The 20,306-nt window shown below is 53.2% G+C and carries 14 protein-coding genes, 2 tRNA genes and 1 pseudogene; 6 read left to right on the forward strand and 11 right to left on the reverse strand.

Annotation, left to right across the window (positions count from 1 at the left end; all coding sequences use genetic code 11):
* Positions 1-14: 14 nt before the first annotated feature.
* From RIC05_RS06270 to RIC05_RS06290, 5 genes are all read right to left on the reverse strand, one after another.
* Positions 15-2,477, reverse strand: coding sequence for a DNA translocase FtsK (locus RIC05_RS06270; RefSeq protein ID WP_350044889.1), 2,463 nt, complete (start codon positions 2,475-2,477; stop codon positions 15-17).
* Positions 2,478-2,536: 59 nt separating this feature from the next.
* Positions 2,537-3,727, reverse strand: a complete 1,191-nt coding sequence (locus RIC05_RS06275) for an aminotransferase class I/II-fold pyridoxal phosphate-dependent enzyme (protein WP_350044888.1) — start codon at positions 3,725-3,727, stop codon at positions 2,537-2,539.
* A 210-nt stretch (positions 3,728-3,937) separates the two neighbouring features.
* Complete coding sequence (locus RIC05_RS06280; RefSeq protein WP_350044887.1) at positions 3,938-5,176, reverse strand: ammonium transporter; 1,239 nt, start codon at positions 5,174-5,176, stop codon at positions 3,938-3,940.
* A gap of 347 nt (positions 5,177-5,523) precedes the next feature.
* A complete protein-coding gene (locus RIC05_RS06285) occupies positions 5,524-6,852 on the reverse strand; it encodes an ammonium transporter AmtB (RefSeq protein ID WP_350044886.1) in 1,329 nt (442 codons plus the stop codon).
* Positions 6,853-6,875: 23 nt separating this feature from the next.
* Complete coding sequence (locus RIC05_RS06290) at positions 6,876-7,214, reverse strand: P-II family nitrogen regulator (RefSeq protein WP_007088725.1); 339 nt, start codon at positions 7,212-7,214, stop codon at positions 6,876-6,878.
* A gap of 604 nt (positions 7,215-7,818) precedes the next feature.
* On the opposite strand from RIC05_RS06290, the gene ubiH reads away from it, so the two are divergent.
* Entirely contained in the window at positions 7,819-9,042 is a 1,224-nt protein-coding gene (gene ubiH, locus RIC05_RS06295) for a 2-octaprenyl-6-methoxyphenyl hydroxylase (protein WP_350044885.1), read from the forward strand.
* Positions 9,043-9,327: 285 nt separating this feature from the next.
* A pseudogene (locus RIC05_RS06300) lies at positions 9,328-9,918 on the forward strand (OmpW/AlkL family protein).
* Positions 9,919-10,027: 109 nt separating this feature from the next.
* Here the strand turns inward: RIC05_RS06300 and RIC05_RS06305 are convergent.
* The 5 genes from RIC05_RS06305 to RIC05_RS06325 all read right to left on the reverse strand — a co-directional run bounded on the left by RIC05_RS06305 (position 10,028) and on the right by RIC05_RS06325 (position 12,939).
* Complete coding sequence (locus RIC05_RS06305) at positions 10,028-10,408, reverse strand: gamma-butyrobetaine hydroxylase family protein (RefSeq protein WP_350044884.1); 381 nt, start codon at positions 10,406-10,408, stop codon at positions 10,028-10,030.
* Positions 10,409-10,423: 15 nt separating this feature from the next.
* A complete protein-coding gene (locus RIC05_RS06310; RefSeq protein ID WP_350043668.1) occupies positions 10,424-10,612 on the reverse strand; it encodes a Trm112 family protein in 189 nt (62 codons plus the stop codon).
* Positions 10,613-10,675: 63 nt separating this feature from the next.
* The gene (locus RIC05_RS06315) at positions 10,676-11,365 is read right to left on the reverse strand and encodes an LON peptidase substrate-binding domain-containing protein (protein ID WP_350043669.1); all 690 of its coding nucleotides are present in this window, start codon (positions 11,363-11,365) and stop codon (positions 10,676-10,678) included.
* Entirely contained in the window at positions 11,362-12,285 is a 924-nt protein-coding gene (gene trxA, locus RIC05_RS06320; RefSeq protein ID WP_350043670.1) for a thioredoxin, read from the reverse strand. Before trxA ends, RIC05_RS06315 begins: the two co-directional genes overlap by 4 nt.
* 135 nt (positions 12,286-12,420) lie before the next feature.
* Positions 12,421-12,939: a prolyl-tRNA synthetase associated domain-containing protein gene (locus RIC05_RS06325; RefSeq protein ID WP_350044883.1), complete on the reverse strand. Its 519-nt coding sequence runs from the start codon at positions 12,937-12,939 to the stop codon at positions 12,421-12,423.
* Between the two features lie 217 nt (positions 12,940-13,156).
* Here RIC05_RS06325 and RIC05_RS06330 point away from each other — a divergent pair.
* From RIC05_RS06330 to RIC05_RS06340, 3 genes are all read left to right on the forward strand, one after another.
* Positions 13,157-13,231, forward strand: a tRNA-Gly gene (locus tag RIC05_RS06330).
* A gap of 38 nt (positions 13,232-13,269) precedes the next feature.
* A tRNA-Gly gene (locus RIC05_RS06335) sits at positions 13,270-13,344 on the forward strand.
* Between the two features lie 114 nt (positions 13,345-13,458).
* Positions 13,459-14,100, forward strand: a complete 642-nt coding sequence (locus RIC05_RS06340) for a DUF488 domain-containing protein (protein ID WP_350044882.1) — start codon at positions 13,459-13,461, stop codon at positions 14,098-14,100.
* 17 nt (positions 14,101-14,117) lie between these two features.
* Here RIC05_RS06340 and fabI read toward each other — a convergent pair whose 3' ends face one another.
* The gene (gene fabI / locus RIC05_RS06345; RefSeq protein ID WP_350044881.1) at positions 14,118-14,876 is read right to left on the reverse strand and encodes an enoyl-ACP reductase FabI; all 759 of its coding nucleotides are present in this window, start codon (positions 14,874-14,876) and stop codon (positions 14,118-14,120) included.
* Between the two features lie 371 nt (positions 14,877-15,247).
* Between fabI and RIC05_RS06350 the strand changes: the two genes are divergently transcribed.
* The gene (locus RIC05_RS06350; protein WP_350044880.1) at positions 15,248-20,083 is read left to right on the forward strand and encodes an NAD-glutamate dehydrogenase; all 4,836 of its coding nucleotides are present in this window, start codon (positions 15,248-15,250) and stop codon (positions 20,081-20,083) included.
* Positions 20,084-20,306 lie beyond the last annotated feature (223 nt).

Here is a 20,306-nt window from a genome sequence, read left to right on the forward strand (position 1 = left end):
AAGCTGTGCTCTGATTAATACTCGTAGGGCGAACCATCCATATTTTCCATCAGCACTTCGCGTTTGCCGACATGGTTGGCGGATGATACGACGCCGTTTTCTTCCATCTGTTCGATGATGCGTGCGGCCCGGTTATAGCCGATGGAAAGTTTGCGCTGGATAAAGCTGGTCGATGCCTTTTTCTCGCGCAGAACAATGCCGACCGCCTGATTATACAAATCATCATCTGATCCATTGCCGCCCCCCGCACCGGCATTACCACCAGCCATATAGGCAGCAACAGGGTCTTCTTCGGGTTCTTCGGTAACGGTTTCAAGATATGACGGATCACCCTGATCGCGCAGATGCTTGACGATGCTTTCGACTTCTTCATCCGAAACAAAGGGGCCGTGAACACGCTGCAACCGGCCGCCTTGGCCCATATAAAGCATATCCCCCTGACCCAGAAGCTGCTCCGCCCCCATTTCGCCAAGGATGGTGCGGGAATCGATCTTGGAGGTCACGGAATACGAAATTCGGGTCGGGAAGTTGGCCTTGATCGTCCCGGTGATGACATCGACCGACGGACGCTGGGTCGCCATGATCAGGTGCAAGCCCGCGGCACGGGCCATCTGGGCCAGTCGCTGGATCGATGCTTCAACATCCTTGCCCGCGACCAGCATAAGGTCGGCCATCTCATCGACAATGACGACGATAAAGGGCAGCGGCTCCATCGGCAGTTCCTGATCTTCAAAGATCGGCTTGCCGGTTTCGGGATCAAACCCGGTCTGAACGCGACGGGTAAGTTGTTCGCCCTTGGCCGCGGCTTCCTTGATGCGTTTGTTGTAACCGGCAATGTTACGCACCCCCACCTGGCTCATGGCGCGATAACGGTCTTCCATTTCGCGCACCGCCCATTTCAGGGCAACAACTGCCTTGTGCGGGTCGGTCACAACCGGGGTCAAAAGATGCGGGATGCCGTCATAGATCGACAGTTCCAGCATTTTCGGATCAATCATGATAAAGCGGCATTCTTCGGGTTTTAAGCGATAAAGCAACGACAGGATCATTGCGTTCACACCAACCGATTTACCCGAACCGGTCGTACCCGCAATCAGCAAATGCGGCATTTTCGAAAGATCGGCAATCACCGGTGTGCCGCCAATGTCTTTGCCCAGGCTCATATTAAGCTTGCCGGTATTCTTCTCGAAATCGCTTGATGCCAGAATTTCATGCAGATGCACGGTTTCACGCCGCGCATTTGGAAGTTCGATCCCGATAACGTTCCGTCCCGGCACCACAGCAACACGCGCGGCAATCGCACTCATGGAGCGTGCAATATCATCGGCAAGACCAATCACCCGCGATGATTTTACCCCGGCGGCTGGTTCAAGTTCATACAGGGTCACAACCGGGCCGGGGCGGACCTGAACAATTTCGCCCTTAACGCCAAAGTCCTGCAGCACGGTTTCAAGAAGACGGGCATTTTGCGCCAAGGCTTCCTGATCGATCTGGGTGGCATCGGCGGGATCAGGTTCATGCAAAAGATCAAGCGGCGGATAACGGTATTCATCTGATCCCAAATCAAAGGATGCCTGACGCTGTGCAGATGCCTTTTCACTGGGTTGCAGTTTGGCCGCAGGGGCGGCAACGATATGCACAGGCGGTTCGTTATCCACGCTATTGTAATCGTCGTCATCATCAAAACCGTCCTCGTCGTCCGGATCGGTTCTGGGGTCAGATCGTCGGGTGGAGATGGCCGGGGCCAGCTTGGATTTCCCTTTATCAAGGGATGGTTCCTGTCGCGAACCGGGGGCGCGTTTGGCAACCGGTTCGTCATTGCTGCCTGTCGGGATAATGGCCCGCGCACCCGAAATGATTTTTCCGGCAGCATAAGACAGCACATTGCCCAACCGTCCCCAGTCGGCAAGCGAATAGGCCATGCAAAAGATCGTCAGAACCAGACCAAGCACCATGCATGAAAGTGCGATCAAGGCCCGCGCACCGGGCAGGCCAATCATGGCAAAGCCGGCTTGAAGTTTGTTCAGCAGCAAATCACCGGCAAACCCGCCAAGCCCGACGGTCAACGGCCAATGCATGCCCGGTTGAATGGCCGCTGCCGACATCGCCACCAAAAGCAGTGCCAACGGCAAGACAAGAAACCGCACCCACATCCAGCTAAACGGTTTAACCGCAATCAGGCGCAACCCCCAGCCCAGCAAAAGCACGGTTAGAAGTGCCGAAGCCAGACCCAATGTGCGCAACATCAAATCCGCGCCATAGGCTCCGACAAGGCCAAGCGGATTGAAAATCGCCCCGCGGTCGGTGGCGTGATTAAACGATGGATCGCCGGGATGGAAACCGATCAGCATGATGAACAGGGCAATGGCCATGAAAACCAGACCAAGGCCGCAAATCCGCAAACCGCTTCGCTTCAGCAAAGTCACAAGACTGCCGGGCATAAAGGCGGTTCCAAGAGTGTTCGACTGACTGCTCATCTGGGTATCCGTTCTGGTTAAGTCCTGCTTGGCGGTCGATTGCGATTTGACGCGGAAAGTTAGCTTTCCAGCGCCTGCGCAATACGGCTCAGCCCGTCTCGTGTGGTTTCAAGGTCATGTACAAGGGCAATGCGGATAAATTGCTTGCCCGGATTGTCGCCATTGGCATCCGTGATCGAAAGATAGCTGCCTGGAATGACTTTAACTCCGACCTGCTGCCAGATTTTCTTGGTTGCAGCTTCGTCGTCGCCAACGTCAAGCCACAGGAAAAATCCACCCGGCGGCCGGTAAAAGCCAAATCTGTTGCCAAAGACTTCTTCGGCGATGTCGATCTTGGCCCGATACAAATCACGGTTTTCGCTTGCGTGGGCATCGTCATTCCAAAGGGCGGTTGATGCGGCCATCACCGGCATTGGAATGGTTGCCGAACAATAACTGCGCAGCGCATTAAACCGTTTGATGATGTTGGCATCCCCGGCGACAAAGCCGGACCGAAGCCCCGGTGCGCTGGATCGTTTCGACAGGCTGTGGAAGACAAGGACGTTGTCCATGTTTCCACCCTGTGAAGCACAGATTTCAAGCGCGCCGGTCGGTGCAGTGGCATCATAGATATCGGCGTAGCATTCATCCATCGCCAGAACAAAGTCATGCTTGCGCGCCAGGCCAATCACCCGTTCAAGATAGTCGCGCGATGCGATCGATCCTTGCGGATTGGCCGGAGAACACAGGAAAAACAACCGACAGGCATCTAATGTTTCGGTATCGATCTGATCAAGATCTGGCAAAAATCCGTTCTCGGCCTGGGCGGAAAGCGGGACCATTTCCGCGTCATTCAAAACAGCCGCGCCACAATAGACCTGATAAAACGGGTTGGGCAGCAGCACCTTGGGTTTGGGGCCGGGCTGGTCTTGGGGAATGACGGTGGTGGCAATCAGATAAAGCGCTTCGCGCGTGCCGGCCACGGGCAAAATATGATCATCGCGGTGGATCATGCTTGCTGGCAGGCGATAGCGCCGATCAAGCCAGTTTTTGATCGCATCACGCAATTCCGGGGTGCCAGCCCCCGGTGGGTATTTATGCCAAAGCGATGCGTATTTAACCATGGCTTCCGTGATCATCGCAGGCGGTTCGTGCTGCGGCTCACCAATCGACATGACCAATGGCGATTGACCGGGTTCAATACCGTCAAGTAAGGCCGCCAATCGCGGAAACGGATAGGCAGGCAATTGATCCAGGCGTTCGTTAAACATGGTCGTCGTCATTCCAGCTTGGTCTATGTCACATCAGGCTTTGCCATGATGCGGATGCATGTTGGTTAAATGTGGGCAATTTCCCCTCAATCTACCCCTATGCGAAAAGTGCAAAGAAAGATTTAAGAGACAGGGTGTTTTAACGTAAAAAGCCCGGAAAGACGGGCTTTCCGGGCTTTTGGTAAATGTGTGATGCAATTTTACAAAGTCTTAGCTGGCGCGAAGATCATCTTCGGGATAGGCGCTGATATTGTGGACTGACAGATCCGCACCATCAAACTCGTCTTCTTCCGACAGCCGGAAGCCAACGGTTTTCTTGATCACGCCATAGACGACAAACCCGACGACCGTGGCAAAGACCACACCGATCAGTGACCCTGCGAGCTGGGCTGCAAAGGAAACACCCCCCATGCCGCCCAAGGCTTCAAGACCAAAGATGCCGCACGCAATGCCGCCCAAAAGACCGCACATACCATGTAACGGCCAGACGCCAAGAACGTCATCAATCTTCCATTTTGTCTGACACTGGTTAAAGCCCCAGACAAATAATGCCCCGGCAAGACCGCCGGTGATCAATGCCCCGATCGGATGCATGACATCTGATCCGGCACAGACAGCAACCAGACCGGCAAGCGCACCATTATGCACGAACCCGGGATCGTTTCGACCTGACAACAATGCAGTCAGGATACCGCCCACCATGGCCATCAACGAGTTAACCGCGACCAGACCGGTAATGCCGCTGATTGATTGCGCAGACATGACGTTAAAGCCAAACCAGCCGACACACAGCACCCATGACCCAAGCGCCAGGAACGGAATGTTTGACGGCGGAATACCGACCAGACCGCCGGTCTTGGTGTATCGCCCGCGACGAACACCAAGGGTGATGACCGCACCCAGCGCGATCCAGCCCCCAACCGCATGAACAACGATGGAGCCTGCGAAATCATGGAAAGGCGCGCCAAAACTGGCTTCGATCATGTCCTGAAAACCGAAATTATTGTTCCAGACCATGCCTTCGAAAAGCGGATAACACACACCGACCAGAATGGCGGTGGCAAGAAGCTGCGGGTAGAAACGCGCACGTTCGGCAATGCCACCCGATATGATCGCGGGGATCGCGGCCGCAAAGGTCAGCAGGAAAAAGAATTTGACCAGATCATAGCCGCTTGAGGCAAAGGCAGGTGCACCGTCAGATCCGGCATGACCGCTTAACGTGGCGGCACTGGCAAAGAAATCAACGCCATAGGCAACGCTGTAACCGATAAAGAAATAGGCGATGGTCGAAACGGCAAAATCGACAATGATTTTAACCAGTGCATTGACCTGGTTCTTTTTGCGGACAGTACCGACTTCAAGAAAAGCAAAGCCGGCATGCATCGCGAGCACCATAATAGCACCCATCAGGACGAAAAATACGTCCGAGGCAGTCTGGAAAGCCTGCATAAGGCATCCCCCCGTTTTCAAATAGCGTTTCCTCTCGGTCCGGTCTTGTAGGGGTTGCCGGACTCTGGTTCGGAGGTCGCAAGATCAATTTCCGTGCCAAGGCACTGATAAATCTGATTTGGACCTGCAACATCAAGGCGCTAGTTGGGGAATGTCGGTATGATGCTGATGGATCGGGCAAGGGGCTTAAAACCGGCTTTGCCTTCACAATGACCAAAACACTGCCCAAAAAGGCAGCATCAGGGATCCAGACAAAAAGCCCGCCGCAGGATAACTCCCGGGCGGGCCAGTTGGTCTGACAGGCAGGATACCGGGCGAACCCGGTATCCGTCAGGAAATCAAATCGCTTAGAAGCGCTGGGAACCCTTACCGAATTCCGGGTAAGCTTCCAGACCAAGTTCAGCAGCATCGGAACCGATATGCTCGTCTTCTTCGCTGAGGCGGATGCCAACAGTGAACTTCAGAACCAGCCAGACGATGCTCGATGCAACAATGGTGAAAGCACCCATTGCAACGATACCGGTCAGCTGAACACCGAAGGACGCACCGTCATTGGTGAACGGAACAGCAAGCGTGCCCCAGATACCAGCAACAAGGTGCACCGAAACTGCGCCAACGACGTCATCGATTTTCAGTTTGTCGAGCAGCGGAACTGCAACAACAACCAGAACACCGCCGATTGCGCCGATGATGATGGCAGAACCGATGGTCGGAGTATCCGGACCAGCAGTGATCGAGACCAGACCAGCCAGTGCACCGTTAAGTGCCATGGTAAGGTCGACCTTTTTGTAAAGGATCTGGGTCAGGATCGCAGCGGCAACAACACCACCAGCAGCAGCCATCGAGGTGTTGCCATAGATGTTGGCGATCGCGATGACATCAGCGCCGGTACCCATAGCAAGCTGGGAACCACCGTTGAAGCCGAACCAGCCGAGCCAAAGTACGAAAGTACCAAGGGTCGCAAGCGGAAGGTTCGAACCCGGCATCGGATGAACCGAACCGTCTTCGCCATATTTGCCTTTACGTGCGCCAAGAATGATCGCACCGGTCAGAGCAGCCCAGCCGCCGACCGAGTGAACGATGGTCGAACCAGCGAAATCAGCAAAGCCCATTTCGGACAACCAGCCGCCACCCCAGGTCCATGCACCGGTAATCGGGTAGAGAACACCGGTAAGCACGACGACGAAGATCATGAACGGCCACAGTTTGATACGCTCGGCTACAGTGCCCGATACGATCGAAGCTGCGGTCGCAACGAAGACCATCTGGAAGAACCAGTCAGACGTTGCGGAATAGCCGCCCGAGAAATCACCAGCAAGAGCAGCTGCATCATCAGCACTCCAGAGGCTCAGCGAACCGATCCATCCGGTTACATCCATATACATCAGGTTATAACCGATGAGGTAATACATGATGCCTGCAACAGCGAAGAGCGAGATGTTCTTCAACAGGATGGTAGAAACGTTTTTCGTACGTACAAGGCCGGATTCCAGCATGGCAAAGCCAGCTGCCATCCACATGACCAGTGCGCCACTGAACAGGAAGCTAAAGCTGTTCAGGATGTATTGGGTCTCAGCCGAAACGCCAGCGTCCTGAGCAAAGGCTGGAGAAGCGATTGCAAGAAGGGCGGTGCCTGCAAGAGCGGCAAGGCCGGTTTTCTTAATAGAGATGTTCATAATGTCTCCCCTTGTCTCTGGACTTACAGGGCGTCGTCGCCGGTTTCACCAGTACGGATACGGACCGCCTGGCTTACATCAAGAACGAAAATCTTACCGTCCCCGATTTTCCCGGTTTGAGCAGTTTTGGTGATGGCTTCGACAACCTGATCGACCAGATTATCCGTGATGGCGACTTCCAGCTTCACTTTCGGCAGGAAGCTGACCATGTATTCAGCACCACGATAAATTTCGGTCTGACCTTTCTGACGGCCAAAACCTTTAACTTCAGTGACCGTCAAGCCCTGAACGCCCAAAGCGCTAAGCGCCTCGCGGACTTCGTCCAGTTTGAACGGTTTAATGACAGCAGTAACAAGTTTCATAATATTGCGACCTCCCGGCATATCCGTTGAGTACCAACGTGGTAATCACGATTTCGCAGTCTCACCCCACAAACCAAGAATCGTGCCAGACTCAAAATAAAACTGTTAATCATCTGATTAATAAGGAAAAAATGAATAATCGCTTTGGTTGGAGGATGACGTTTTGCGCGGGTCGCCGGATTAAAATATGCACAGAATTTACCTCTGTTTAAAAATTGTGCGTATTTTTTAATCAAATAAACACAAGTTGGAAAAGGTGTTGTGCTTCAAGGGTGTGGATAAGGCGCTTAACGGTGCTTGGTACGAACACCGCGGAATATTCGGGTTGGTTCGCGGCTGGTTCGCGGCGTGTTCAGGCCATTTCAGGCCCATGGACCGACCCATAAGCGCGTGATGACGCATGTCCGTCTGACAAGGTTGAAGAATTGCCTTACCGAATGATCGGTGCGGGTTGTCGTCCCGTACGGAGCGGGGTAAAGATGGGCAGTATCAATTGTGCGGGCTTCTTGCGTCAGATCAACGAGTAAACGCGATCAACTGGCATAAGACCGGGAACATTGACCAGGGCCGTTACCAAGGCCATGACCAAACAGGAATTTGCGAAATGCAGGATCAGCAGGCACTTCATACCGATGTCGTTATTCTGGGCGGTGGGTTGAACGGTGCGGCGATGGCGCTTGCCCTTGCCCATGGCGGTATGAAGTCGGTGGTGATTGACTATGCCGATCCCAAAACCATCCTGAGTGCCAATTATGATGGTCGGACCTGTGCAATTGCCGCGGCCTCGAAATCCGTACTGGACGTTATTGGTGCGTGGAAAAACATGGCCGATGCGGCCGAGCCGATCCTGGATATCCGGATTGCAGATGGCAAAAGCCCGCTTTTCCTCCATTATGACCATCACGATCTTGGTGACGAACCACTGGGTTATATCGTTGAAAACCTTGTCACCCGTGGTGCGCTTTATCGTGCGATTGCCCAAAACGATCTGGTTGAAATGATTGCCCCGGCACGGGTTGATGAAATCGCCCGTGATCAGGGTGGTGTGACCATAAGGCTTGCCGATGGCCAATCCATTCGCGCCCCGCTTGCCGTTGGGGCCGAAGGACGTAATTCGATGTTGCGGGACTGGGCGGGGATCAAAACCTATCAGTGGGCCTATAAACAAAGTGCTGTGGTCTGCACGGTAAAGCACAAACAGCCCCATAATGGGTTGGCCGTTGAGCATTTTCTGCCTGCCGGGCCGTTTGCCATTCTACCAATGACCGATAATCGCTGCTCTATTGTCTGGACCGAAAGCACAGAACTTGGCAATTATCTGGTCAATCTTGATGAAGAAACCTTTGTCGATGAATTGCACCGTCGCTTTGATGGCTATCTTGGGGATCTCGAAGTTGTTGGTCCGCGCTTTTGCTATCCATTGGGGCTGCAGCATGCCTATCACTACACAGATGACCGGATTGCCCTGATTGGCGATGCGGCGCACGGGATGCATCCGATTGCAGGCCAGGGGCTTAATATGGGCATTCGCGATGTCGCGGTTCTGGCCGAAATTCTGGTCAATGCGCGGCGTCTTGGTCGCGATATCGGAAGCACGGATGTTTTGGCCGAATATGAACAATGGCGCCGGTTCGACAATACCGTGATGCTGGCGGTCACCGATTTGACCAATCGGCTGTTTTCCAATGATATCGCCCCGATCCGCTGGGCGCGCGATATCGGGCTGGCCGTGGTTCAGAAAATCCCGCCCCTTAAAAAGACATTTATGTCCCATGCCATGGGATATGCCGGAACCTTGCCCAAGCTGATGCAGGGAAAATCGCTTTAACCTGTTTGGGCTAAAGGCTGCTCTGTCAGTCGTTGTGATTAAAATGTGCGCAGACGGCGAATTTCTCGAAAGTCAGAGCGCGCAGATAGTTTATGATCACCGGTCAGTTAAAACCGTTCAAAATCATGTCGTTTTTCGTCGACCTTTGTTGATGTGTGTCAACAAGTCAGCAAAGGCTTAGGCGCAGTTTCCCCGCGAGTTCAATTTAATGACAGGGGATAGGACATGACATTTTCCCATAAACGGATGTCAGCAGCTGCTGTGGCCGCAATTTTGGGTGCAACCATGCTTGTGGGTGGTGCCGTACAGGCACAGGACGCAGAGTTCAAGACCAAGCAGGCCGGTGATATTCTTATCCGCGGCCGCCTATTGGGCGTTGTGCCCGATGAAGATATCGACAGCAATACGCTGGCCGGTGAAGGCCGGGTTGATAACGACGTTATTCCCGAGGTGGATTTTTCTTACTTCATCACCAACAACATTGCGCTTGAACTGATTGCCGGCACATCGAAGCATGATGTCACCTAGAATGATGGCAAGGATCTTGGCAGTGTTCGCTTGTTGCCGCCGACATTGACGGCACAATATCACTTTATGGCGGATCAGCGTTTCAGCCCTTATATCGGCGCTGGTATCAATTATACGTTTTTCTATGACTCAAAGCCGGGCCAGTTCAATTCAGTCAAGTATGACGATGGCTTTGGCTATGCCTTTCAGGCGGGCTTTGATTATGCCATTTCCGGTCCATGGTCACTGAATGTGGATGTCAAAAAGATCTATCTCAGCACCGATGTTTCGGTAAATAACGGCGCGGTCAATGCAAAAGCGGACCTTGACCCGTGGCTGTTCGGTGTTGGTGTCGGCTATCGGTTCTAAGGCCGGCTAAGCGGCGTCTTGCGCTGTCGGCAACTGATTTTAAAGCGGCCCTGCCTTTGGTGGGGCCGTTTTAGTTTGTAACGTGGAAAGTGAATTAACCGAAATGAAGTTAGCGAGGGTCGCGTGACAGGCCACGTGCATCAAGGGCGGCAAGATAGTCGGCCCACAATTTGTCTTTCGTGCTGTGCAATTCACGCAGGTATTGCCAGCTATAAAGCCCGCTATCATGCAAATCATCAAAACTGATCCGCACGGCATAATTGCCAACCGGGACAATATCCATGATCCCGACATGGCGGCGTCCGGCGATGATTTTCTTTTCGCTTGGATGGTGGCCCTGTACTTCGGCGGACGGGCTTTCAACCCGCAGCAATTCAGCACTCAGACGCGTTGAAACACCATCATCCCAAACGACCTCAAGAATGCGGTCATCGCGCAGATAGTTGATTTCAATGGGGGTGAATTCCGGTGTGAAGCCGTCCTGTGACATGCGACGTGCCCTGTCTTAATCTTCGATCGGGCGGGCTTCATCAGGCAGCATGATCGGAATGCCATCACGTATCGGATAGGCCAGACCGGCCTTCGGGCTGATCAATTCGTTATTGGCGCGATCATATTCAAGCGCCTGCTTGGTCACCGGGCAGACAAGGATTTCAAGAAGTTTCGGGTCTACCGGGCTGTTGGTCGCGGTCATCAATTCGGCCTTCGGGTTGGATGTGCGTCTGGAAACGCGCAGTTCATCTTTAGTTGGTCATCTTCAGTTGGCGTTGCTGTGCGCCTGCTGAGGATTGGAATGGATCGCCATTTCAAGCAGGGTAGTCAGCATATCGCCGCGATCATACAGGGTTGTGCATTCCAGCAAAGCCTGTTTTTCAAGCGGACTTAACCGACAGCCCATCGAAATGGTCGTGATAAGCATCTCATCGTCACTATCGGCCAGGGTATCCCAGCACGAACGCAACGAATGCTGTGCGAAATAGGCCTCAAGCGCCATGCGCAGCCGATCCCGATTGATCGGCATGTCATCGGCGGGCAGGGACAAGTCATCTTTCCATGGCGCAAAATCACCATTCACGGTCCGGTACCCGCCCTCGTTACCGGGCAGTTCTTCGACGACATTGAACCGGCACACACCCGTGAGCGTGATCAGGAACCGGCCATCATCGGTTTCGCTAAAGGCGGTAATCCGGCCCGCACATCCGGTCGAAAAAATCGGCGGATGATCCGGATCCATGAAATAGCTGTTATGCTGATCGGGACGGGGCTGGATCATACCGATGATACGATCCTGACCCAGTGCATCCGTCACCATATTCATATAACGCGGTTCGAATATGTTGAGCGGCAAGTGCCCGCGCGGCAACAAAAGTGCGCCGTTAAGCGGGAATACCGGCATGATGTCGGGAAGATCCGTAAAGGCAGGATCGAATGGGCCGCATATGCTCATGAAAACAATACCGTTGATAGTGCGCGGCGTCCGGCGACGCTGGCAGGGTCCATGGGGCCCCATGCTTCAAAAAACTTCAGAAGCTGGGTGCGACCTGCATCTTCATTCCATTCGCGGTCGGTGCGAATGATCGTGATCATGGCATTGACGGCTTCATCGCGTTTGCTGGTGGCAAAACATGCCATGCCAAGATCGTATTGTGCCTGCATGTCGGTTGGGTCGGCGGCGACCTTTTCCCGTGCTGCGGCCAAATCTTCGGGGCTATAACCGGTTTCGGCCAGTTCAAGCGCACTGATAGCGGCGGCAATCGGGGTTTTCAGGCGATCAAGTTCGGCCATGTTGTCAACGAAATGGCGGGTTTCTTCAACTTCGCCCATTCCGACCATGCAACGGATCATGCCGCCGATGGCAATCTCATTGTCTTTTTCACGTTCAAGCACGCCGACATAAAGACCATGTGCGGTTTCATAATCGTCTTCGGTCAATGCGGTGGCAGCCTTTTCAAGCAATGCCTCGATTGGGCTTTCAATCGGCTCGCCAATCAGGCGCTCGTAAAAGGCGCGTACTTCGCTTTCGGGCTGTCCGCCCTGAAAACCGTCAACCGGGCGACCGCCCTTGAAGGCATATACGGTCGGAACTGACTGGATGCGCAATTGCATCGCCAGTTCCTGATTTTCATCAATATTGACTTTGACAAGTTTGACCCGTCCACCGGCCTCGCGGGTGACCTTTTCGATCACTGGCGTCAGGTTCTTACAGGGCCCGCACCATGGTGCCCAAAAATCGACGACAATCGGCATTTCCATCGATGGCTCGATGACGTCCTGGACAAACGTTTCGACACTGCTGTCCTTGATCAGGTCAGAGTCCTGATTCTGGCTGGTGGTCTCAGGCGCATTCGCGTCAAGAATAATCGACATTATTGTTTACTCGCTAAATCTAAAATTCTAGATGATGCCGCTGTGGCCTGACGACAAGAGGGAGGGGTGTGATATTCGCGTTTACTTATACTTGAATCTAAGGTTTGGTAAGGGCTTACCTTAAATGTTCGCCGTTCAGCTAGGGTCGGGAAGATCAGGCTCGGCTTCAAAATCAATGATCAATGCTTCGTAGCCCAGAGACGTCGTAAATTTCAACAGGTCTGCTGACGAAATTGTCGTGGTTCGATCATTTCGCAAGGGGTGAAAATTTAAAACCTCGCCATTGGCCAGTTTCGCATCCAGCGCCAGGTTCACTTTGCGCTCCTGATCATTGATCAGCGCGAACGGTGTGACAGCGCCCGGCTTAACGCCCAGCGTATCAATCAGCAATTCCGGTTTGCCAAAGGACAGGCGCGCACAGCCCAGTCGTTTGTGCAAATGGTTCATGCGGATTTCAGCTTCTTCTTCGGCAACGACAAGCCACAACTCGCCTTTCTTGTCTTTGACAAAAAGGTTCTTGGCATGGAGCCCCGGAAGGTCCCCACGAAGCTTTTGCGAATCCTCGACCGTAAAAAGCGGCGCATGTTCATGCGTCGTTGTTTCGATCGCCAATTTTGCCAGATGATCGAACAGTATGGTTGATGGATCGCTCATGCTCTTTCCCTTGTGGCTGTGGACCAGAAGATAACCAAGTTCAAAACCAGACGCAAATTTGCGCAAGTCCGGCCCGATTTCGGCAATTGAACCCACTAAAGTCAAGGAAAACCGCCAAAATTTGTCATGTTACGTTTTCGTGGAAAAAAGGGTTGCAATCGCTCTTTGTTGGGCTATTATCCGCGCCGCTCCACAGGGGCAGGAAATACTGATGAATGCGGGCGTAGCTCAGGGGTAGAGCATAACCTTGCCAAGGTTAGGGTCGAGAGTTCGAATCTCTTCGCCCGCTCCATCAGGTCACTTTCCTTAAGCATCAGCTTTCATGATGATGCGGGCGTAGCTCAGGGGTAGAGCATAACCTTGCCAAGGTTAGGGTCGAGAGTTCGAATCTCTTCGCCCGCTCCATGATGAAAGTTTCAAAGGCTGTCCTTCGGGGCAGCCTTTTGCTTTTTGGGCATAAATCCCGGTGACGGTGCTTTCGATCTTGCATGCGGATGCGATTTATCGTGTCTTTGATCCATGCAAAGCCAAAACCACTCCACAGCCAATAACCCGGACCAGATAATTTACACAGTCGGCTATGCCGGACATGACCGCGACAGTTTGCTTGCGCTTTTCAAGTCGCATGGCATTACGGCGGTGGCCGATATTCGCACTTTCAAACGATCAAGCTACTGGACCGCTTTTGACTCGGAGAGTTTTGCGCCGTTCCTGCGTGAAAATGGCATCGCCTATGTCTTTATGGGCGATGTGATGGGCGGCAAACCGCAAATGCCCGATCTTTATCCCGGCGGGCAGCTTGATTATGACCTGATGGCAAAGCGGCCTGATTTCAAAGCCGGGATTGAACGGCTCGTGTCCGGGGCTGGTAAATATCGCATCTGCTTGATGTGTGCTGAAAAGGACCCGCTTGATTGTCACCGAACCCTTTTGATCGCGCCTGCCTTAAAGGAGGCGGAGTTTGATCTGCGTCACCTTGTTGAAGGCCGGGTAGAAGCCCAGTCTGAAACCGAAGACCGCATGATCGCGATGAATGGCGGGGATGTACTCGATTTGTTTGCCGCTGTGGCACCGGAACCGGATGCGGATTTGAAACTTGCATGGGCAAAACAGGTCAAGCGGGTCGCACCCAAGGCAGAAGATGCGATTAAGCGGCGTTAAAGGCCACTCAGGCGGCCTTAGCCCATAACATTGTAACCACCATCAATATGAACGACATCGCCCGTCAGTGACCGCGAGCGGTCGCTTGCCAGAAAGGCGGCAAGTTCGCCAATTTCATCAATCGTGACCAATCTTTGCGATGGCGCACGCTGGGCTGTTTCATCCATCAGATGTTGAAATTCGGCAATGCCGGACGCCGCCCGGGTCAAAAGCGGCCCCGGCGAGATGGCGTGACAGCGGATATTCTTTGGCCCAAGTTCGGCAGCCATATAGCGGGTGGTGCTTTCAAGGGCGGCTTTGACCGGCCCCATCACGCCATAATGATCAATCACCCGTTCCGATCCCATATAGGTCACGGTCAAAAGTGCGCCGCCATCGCGCATCAATGGTTCGGCCCGTTTGGCAAGTCGGGTAAAGGAATGGCAGGAAATGTCCATGGCGGCCAAAAACCCATCGCGCGAACAATCAACAACACGTCCATGAAGATCATCAGCCGGGGCAAAGGCAATGGAATGAAGCAGGAAATCAAGCTTTCCCCATTGTTTTTCGATCTGGGCAAACAACATGTCACATTGTTGTTCGTTACGAACATCAAGGGGCAGAATGATCGATGCATCGATTTCATCGGCCAGGGGACGCACATGGGGCTCGGCCTTGTCATTCAGATACGTGATCGCAAGATCAGCACCCTCGCGTTTGAAAACGCGTGCACACCCCCAGGCGATGGACATTTCATTGGCAATTCCAACAATCAGCCCCTTTTTGCCGTCTAGCATGTCATGTCTCCATTTCGGGGAATGTGCGCATGCGAAAGAGTCGTTTGAGCTGCGCGGTTTTCCTGAGTGTAGGGTATTTTGCAGCGCAATAAAGTGCAAAATTCTGTGACAATGCCAGTTGGGGGTCGTTCCATCCTTTCGGGGCTAGCTTGTTGGTTAAATGAATTTTTTTTGTGCAGAAGCATAGTTTTTAGGCAGTTGATCCGCTATGTGTAGCTTTGGAGGAAATCTTAGGAATTCCGTATGATCCAATGTCGGAATGCCGCTGGTTTCCTACCCAAATAAATGTGACATCCGTGGTGTGTAATACCGGCTGCAAAGGTCGGTGTTTCGGGTCTGGTAAACAGACCCGGGAAAAAGGGAAATTGGACATGAAAGCCCGAAAAGACGACCCGAAACGGGAAGTCGTCGACAAAGTTGTCGAACAAATCCAGCAACGCATAAAAGGCAAGACGGCGAAGGATGCAGAAGCGTTCGTTCGCCTTTTTTATAAGGATGTTCCGCCTGACGACATGGCAGGTCGATCCGTCGACTCGCTTTATGGCGCGGCTTTAACACTATACAAATTTGCGCAAAAGCGCCCCTCGGCCGATGCGAGCAAGATCCGGGTCTATAATCCCGATCTTGAAGAACACGGCTGGAAATCAGATCACACCGTGATCGAAATCAACAATACCGACATGCCGTTTCTGGTCGACTCGGTGACCTCGGCGTTGCATGAACTTGATTTGACCGTCCATCTTGTGATTCACCCGATCATGCGGATTGCCCGTGATGAAAAAGGTGAACTTCAGTCCGTTGCGGCGGTCGAAGATTCACAAGACCCGCGTGAATCGGTCATGCATGTCGAAATTGACGAGCAAACCGACGAAACCGTTCTTGAAAAGATCCATAACCGCCTTGAAAACGCCCTGACCGATGTTGGTCTGGCGGTGCGCGACTGGCAGCCGATGCTGAAAAAGGTCAGCGAGGTTCTTGAAGAAGTTGGTGAAACGACCGGCGGTGGCGCTGATGAAGACCGTCAGGAAGTCAAAGAATTCCTTGGCTGGCTTCACAACGACCATTTCACCTTCCTTGGTTATCGCGAATATAAATTCAAAACCTCCGGCAAAAAGACCCCGGCCGATGTCGAAGTCAAAAACCAGCTTGGCATTCTGACCCGCGAAGGGACGCATGTTTTTGATGAATTGCGTCAGATCGGCAATTTGTCATCAGAAGTCCGCGACTTTGTCACCAACCCGAACCTTTTGATGGTGACCAAGGCGAACAAGCAATCCACGGTTCACCGTCCGGTTCATCTTGATACCATCGTCGTCAAACAGTTCGATGCCAAAGGCAAAGTCGTTGGTCAGCACCTGTTTGTCGGCCTGTTTACATCGGTTGCCTATAACCTGAGCCCGCGTTTGATTCCGCTTTTGCGGATGAAACTGGCTGAAACGGTGAAACGTGCCGGTTTCCCGCCTGCCAGCCACGATGGCAAGGCGCTGGTCAATATTCTTGAAACCTTCCCGCGTGACGAGCTGTTTCAGGTTGAACTTGATGACCTGTATCATACCTGCATGGGCATTCTGCATTTGCAGGAACGTCAACGCATTGCGCTGTTTGTCCGCCGTGATGCGTTTGAACGGTTTGTATCCTGTCAGTTGTTTTGCCCACGCGATCGTTTTTCGACCAAGCTGCGTTTCAAGTTCCAGAAGGTCATCGAAGATGCCTTTGATGGCAAGGTAACCGCGCATTACACCCTGATTGGTGATAGCCCGCTTGCCCGGTTGCACCTGTTGGTCAAAACCAATCCGGGGGAACTGCCGGAATATAATGTTGCCGATATCGAACGGCAGCTTGTTGAAACAGCACGCGACTGGGCCGATACCCTGCGTCAGGTTCTTGTCCGTGAAATGGGTGAAGAACGTGGGTTGGCGCTGTATCGTCGCTATGGTGAAAGTTTCTCAAGCGACTATCGCGAACGGTTTACCGTTGAAAGTGCCGCCCTTGATGTTGAACGCATCGAAGATGTGATCAAGGCCAAAGACCTTCGGGTGAATTTGTATCGCCCGATCGAGGCGGCTGAAAACGAACTGCGTTTCAAGATTTACAATCCCGGCGCACCGGTTCCGTTGTCAGACGTCCTGCCCATGCTTGAAAACATGGGGCTTAAGGTCATTACCGAAAATCCGTTCACGGTCGAGCCGCGCGAAGTTGAAACCAATGTCCGCATCCATGATTTTGGGGTCGAGGTTGACGGGGCGTTCAACCTTCATGATGTGCGCGACAAGTTTCAGGAACTGTTTGTCCGGATCTGGCATGGCGAAGTTGAAAATGATGAATTCAACCGTCTGGTCCTGCTGGGCAATCTGCATTGGCGCGAAGTGGTCATTTTGCGGGCCTATGCCCGTTATACCCGTCAGGTAGGATCGGCCTTCTCGCAAAGCTATATGGCCAAAACCCTTGCCAATAACCCGGGTCTGGCATCGGCGATTGTATCGTTGTTCGTTGCCCGCTTTGATCCGGATCGTGATCCGGGACTGGCAGCCGAGGTCGAGGCAATCCAGGCCGACATCATTTCCCGCCTTGAAGATGTGATGAACCCGGATGAAGACCGTATCTTGCGGGTCTTCCTTAATCTGGTTCAGTCAACGCTGCGCACCAACTTCTTCCAATACGGTGCGGATGGAAATCCCAAGCCGTATCTGTCGGTAAAATTCAATTCCGGCATGATCGAAGATTTGCCATTACCGCGTCCATGGCGCGAAATCTTTGTCTATTCCCCACGGGTAGAGGCCGTGCATCTGCGCGGTGGGCCGGTGGCGCGTGGCGGTATTCGCTGGTCTGATCGTCAGGAAGATTTCCGTACCGAAATTCTCGGTCTGGTCAAAGCCCAGATGGTCAAAAATGCGGTGATTGTACCGGTCGGGTCCAAGGGTGGCTTTGTTGTCAAACGCCCGCCCGTCGATCCGTCACGGGAAGCCTTCCTTGAAGAAGGCATTGCTTGTTACAAAACCCTGATGAGCGGCATGCTCGATATTACCGATAACATCGTTGCCGGTGAAATCGTTCCGCCGGTTCGGGTGCGTCGTCTTGATGATGATGATCCCTATCTGGTTGTTGCGGCTGATAAGGGGACTGCAACCTTCTCGGACATTGCCAATGGTGTGGCCCGTGATTATGGCTTCTGGCTTGATGATGCGTTCGCATCTGGCGGATCACAGGGCTATGACCATAAGAAAATGGGCATCACCGCCCGTGGTGCGTGGGAATCGGTCAAACGTCACTTCCGCGAAATGGGCAAAGACATCCAGAAGGTTCCCTTCACCGTGGCCGGTGTGGGCGATATGTCAGGCGACGTGTTTGGTAATGGCATGCTGTTATCCGAACAGATCAAACTGTTAGCAGCCTTCAACCATATGCATATTTTCGTCGATCCTGATCCGGATGTGGCAAAAAGCTTTGCCGAACGCAAACGGCTGTTTGATCTGCCGCGTTCGGGCTGGGGGGATTACGATAAAAAACTGCTGTCCAAAGGCGGTGATATCTATGACCGCAAGGCCAAGACCCTTGATCCATCCCCTGAAGTCCGCAAATTGCTTGGGCTTGACAGTGGCAAGGTAACGCCAGCCGACATGATGAAAGCCATCCTGAAATCCGAAGTCGAACTGATGTGGTTTGGCGGGATCGGGACCTATATCAAGTCACACGGCGAAACCAACGCCGATGCCGGTGACCGTGCCAATGATGCGATCCGTATCAATGGCCGCGAAGTCCGGGCAAAAGTGATTGGCGAGGGTGCAAATCTTGGCGCAACCCAGCGTGGCCGTATCGAATATGCCCATGCCGGTGGGCGTCTGAACACCGATGCCATCGATAATGCAGCCGGTGTGAACTGCTCTGACCACGAGGTAAATATAAAGATCCTTGTCGGCGAAGTGGTTGCTGCCGGTGACATGACCGAAAAACAGCGCAACAAGCTTCTGGTCGAAATGACCGATGAAGTTGGCGATCTGGTTCTGCGGGACAATTATCTGCAAAGTCAGGCGATCTCGAATGCCGATGCGGTCAGTGCCGATCTGCTCGATGCGCAGGTTCGGTTGCTGCGCATGTTGGAACGCGAAGGCCGTCTGAACCGCGAGATTGAATATCTGCCCGATGACGAAGAACTGGCACGCCGTGCAAATGCCCATGAAGGCCTGACCCGGCCGGAAGTTTCGGTTCTGATGCCCTATGCCAAGCTGTGGCTGTATGACGAGGTGCTGGAATCCGATTTGCCAGATGATCCGATCCTGGTCGAAGAACTGGTGCGCTATTTCCCGACGCCGGTTCGGAAAAAATACGCCGATGCGATTTCAAACCATCGATTGAAACGTGAAATCATTGCAACGGTTGCGACCAACAGTCTGGTCAACCGGGTCGGTGGGACATTCGTTCATGACATGATGGAGGCAACCGGGCTTTCGGCTGTGGATGTCTCGCGCGGCTATCTGATCACGCGGGCTGTATTTGGCTTGCGCGATCTGTGGGCCGGGATCGAGGCCCTTGATAACGTGGTTCTGGCCAAATTGCAGACCAGCATGTTCCGCGACATTAACCGCATGGTCAATGACGTGACCCAATGGTTCCTGCGCAATTGCGAGGAACTTAACGTTGGCGCAAAAATCGAAATGTTCCGGCCTGCTGTTTCAAAGGTGATTTCGTCCTTTGAAGACATCGTGCCCGAAGATGCCGGTTTCAGAACGGCCTTGGAACAACGTGCGCAATCGTTGGTGGCGCAAGGGGTTCCAGAAGAACTGGCACGTCGCGTGGCATCAATGGCGCAAATGGTTGCGATCTGTGATGTGGTCCGCATTGCCGAGGCAACCGGGCGCGACGTCATTGAAGTGGCATCAACTTACTTTGCAGTTGGTGCACGCTTCCAGCTTGGCCTGATGCGGGCCGCAGCCGAGTCGATAGAAGCCGATACCTATTGGCAGAAACTGGCCCGTGCTGCCGTTATCGACGATTTGTTCGGGCATCAGCGCGAACTGACCCGTGCGGTTCTTGCTGCCGGGAAAAAAGGATCGTCCGGGGCGGATCTTGTCGATGCGTGGGTTGAAACCCATCAACGCGGATGTGCCCGCTGTGACGAGCTGATCAATGAACTACGCGCAGCAGGTCAGATCGATCTTTCCATGATCACGGTGGCCAACCGTCAGATCAGGGCCCTGACCGGCGCATAAGCCCGAAACGATCACGTTGTAACAACCGACCAAAGAGGGCGCGATATGCGCCCTCTTTGCGTTTGGTGCTTTTGGTGCTTCTGGACAGTGCATTTTGCCAAAGCTGCCGGAATCGGTGTCAAAATACCGCAACGGTATCTGTTATGCATTTCACAGTAGATGCGCCGTAAATCTTTGAATTGTAAAACATTCCTGTCATTCTCCTGCCATCATTATATGATGA

The sequence above is a fragment of the Thalassospira sp. genome, from assembly GCF_040218635.1.
In the GTDB taxonomy this organism is placed as follows: domain Bacteria; phylum Pseudomonadota; class Alphaproteobacteria; order Rhodospirillales; family Thalassospiraceae; genus Thalassospira.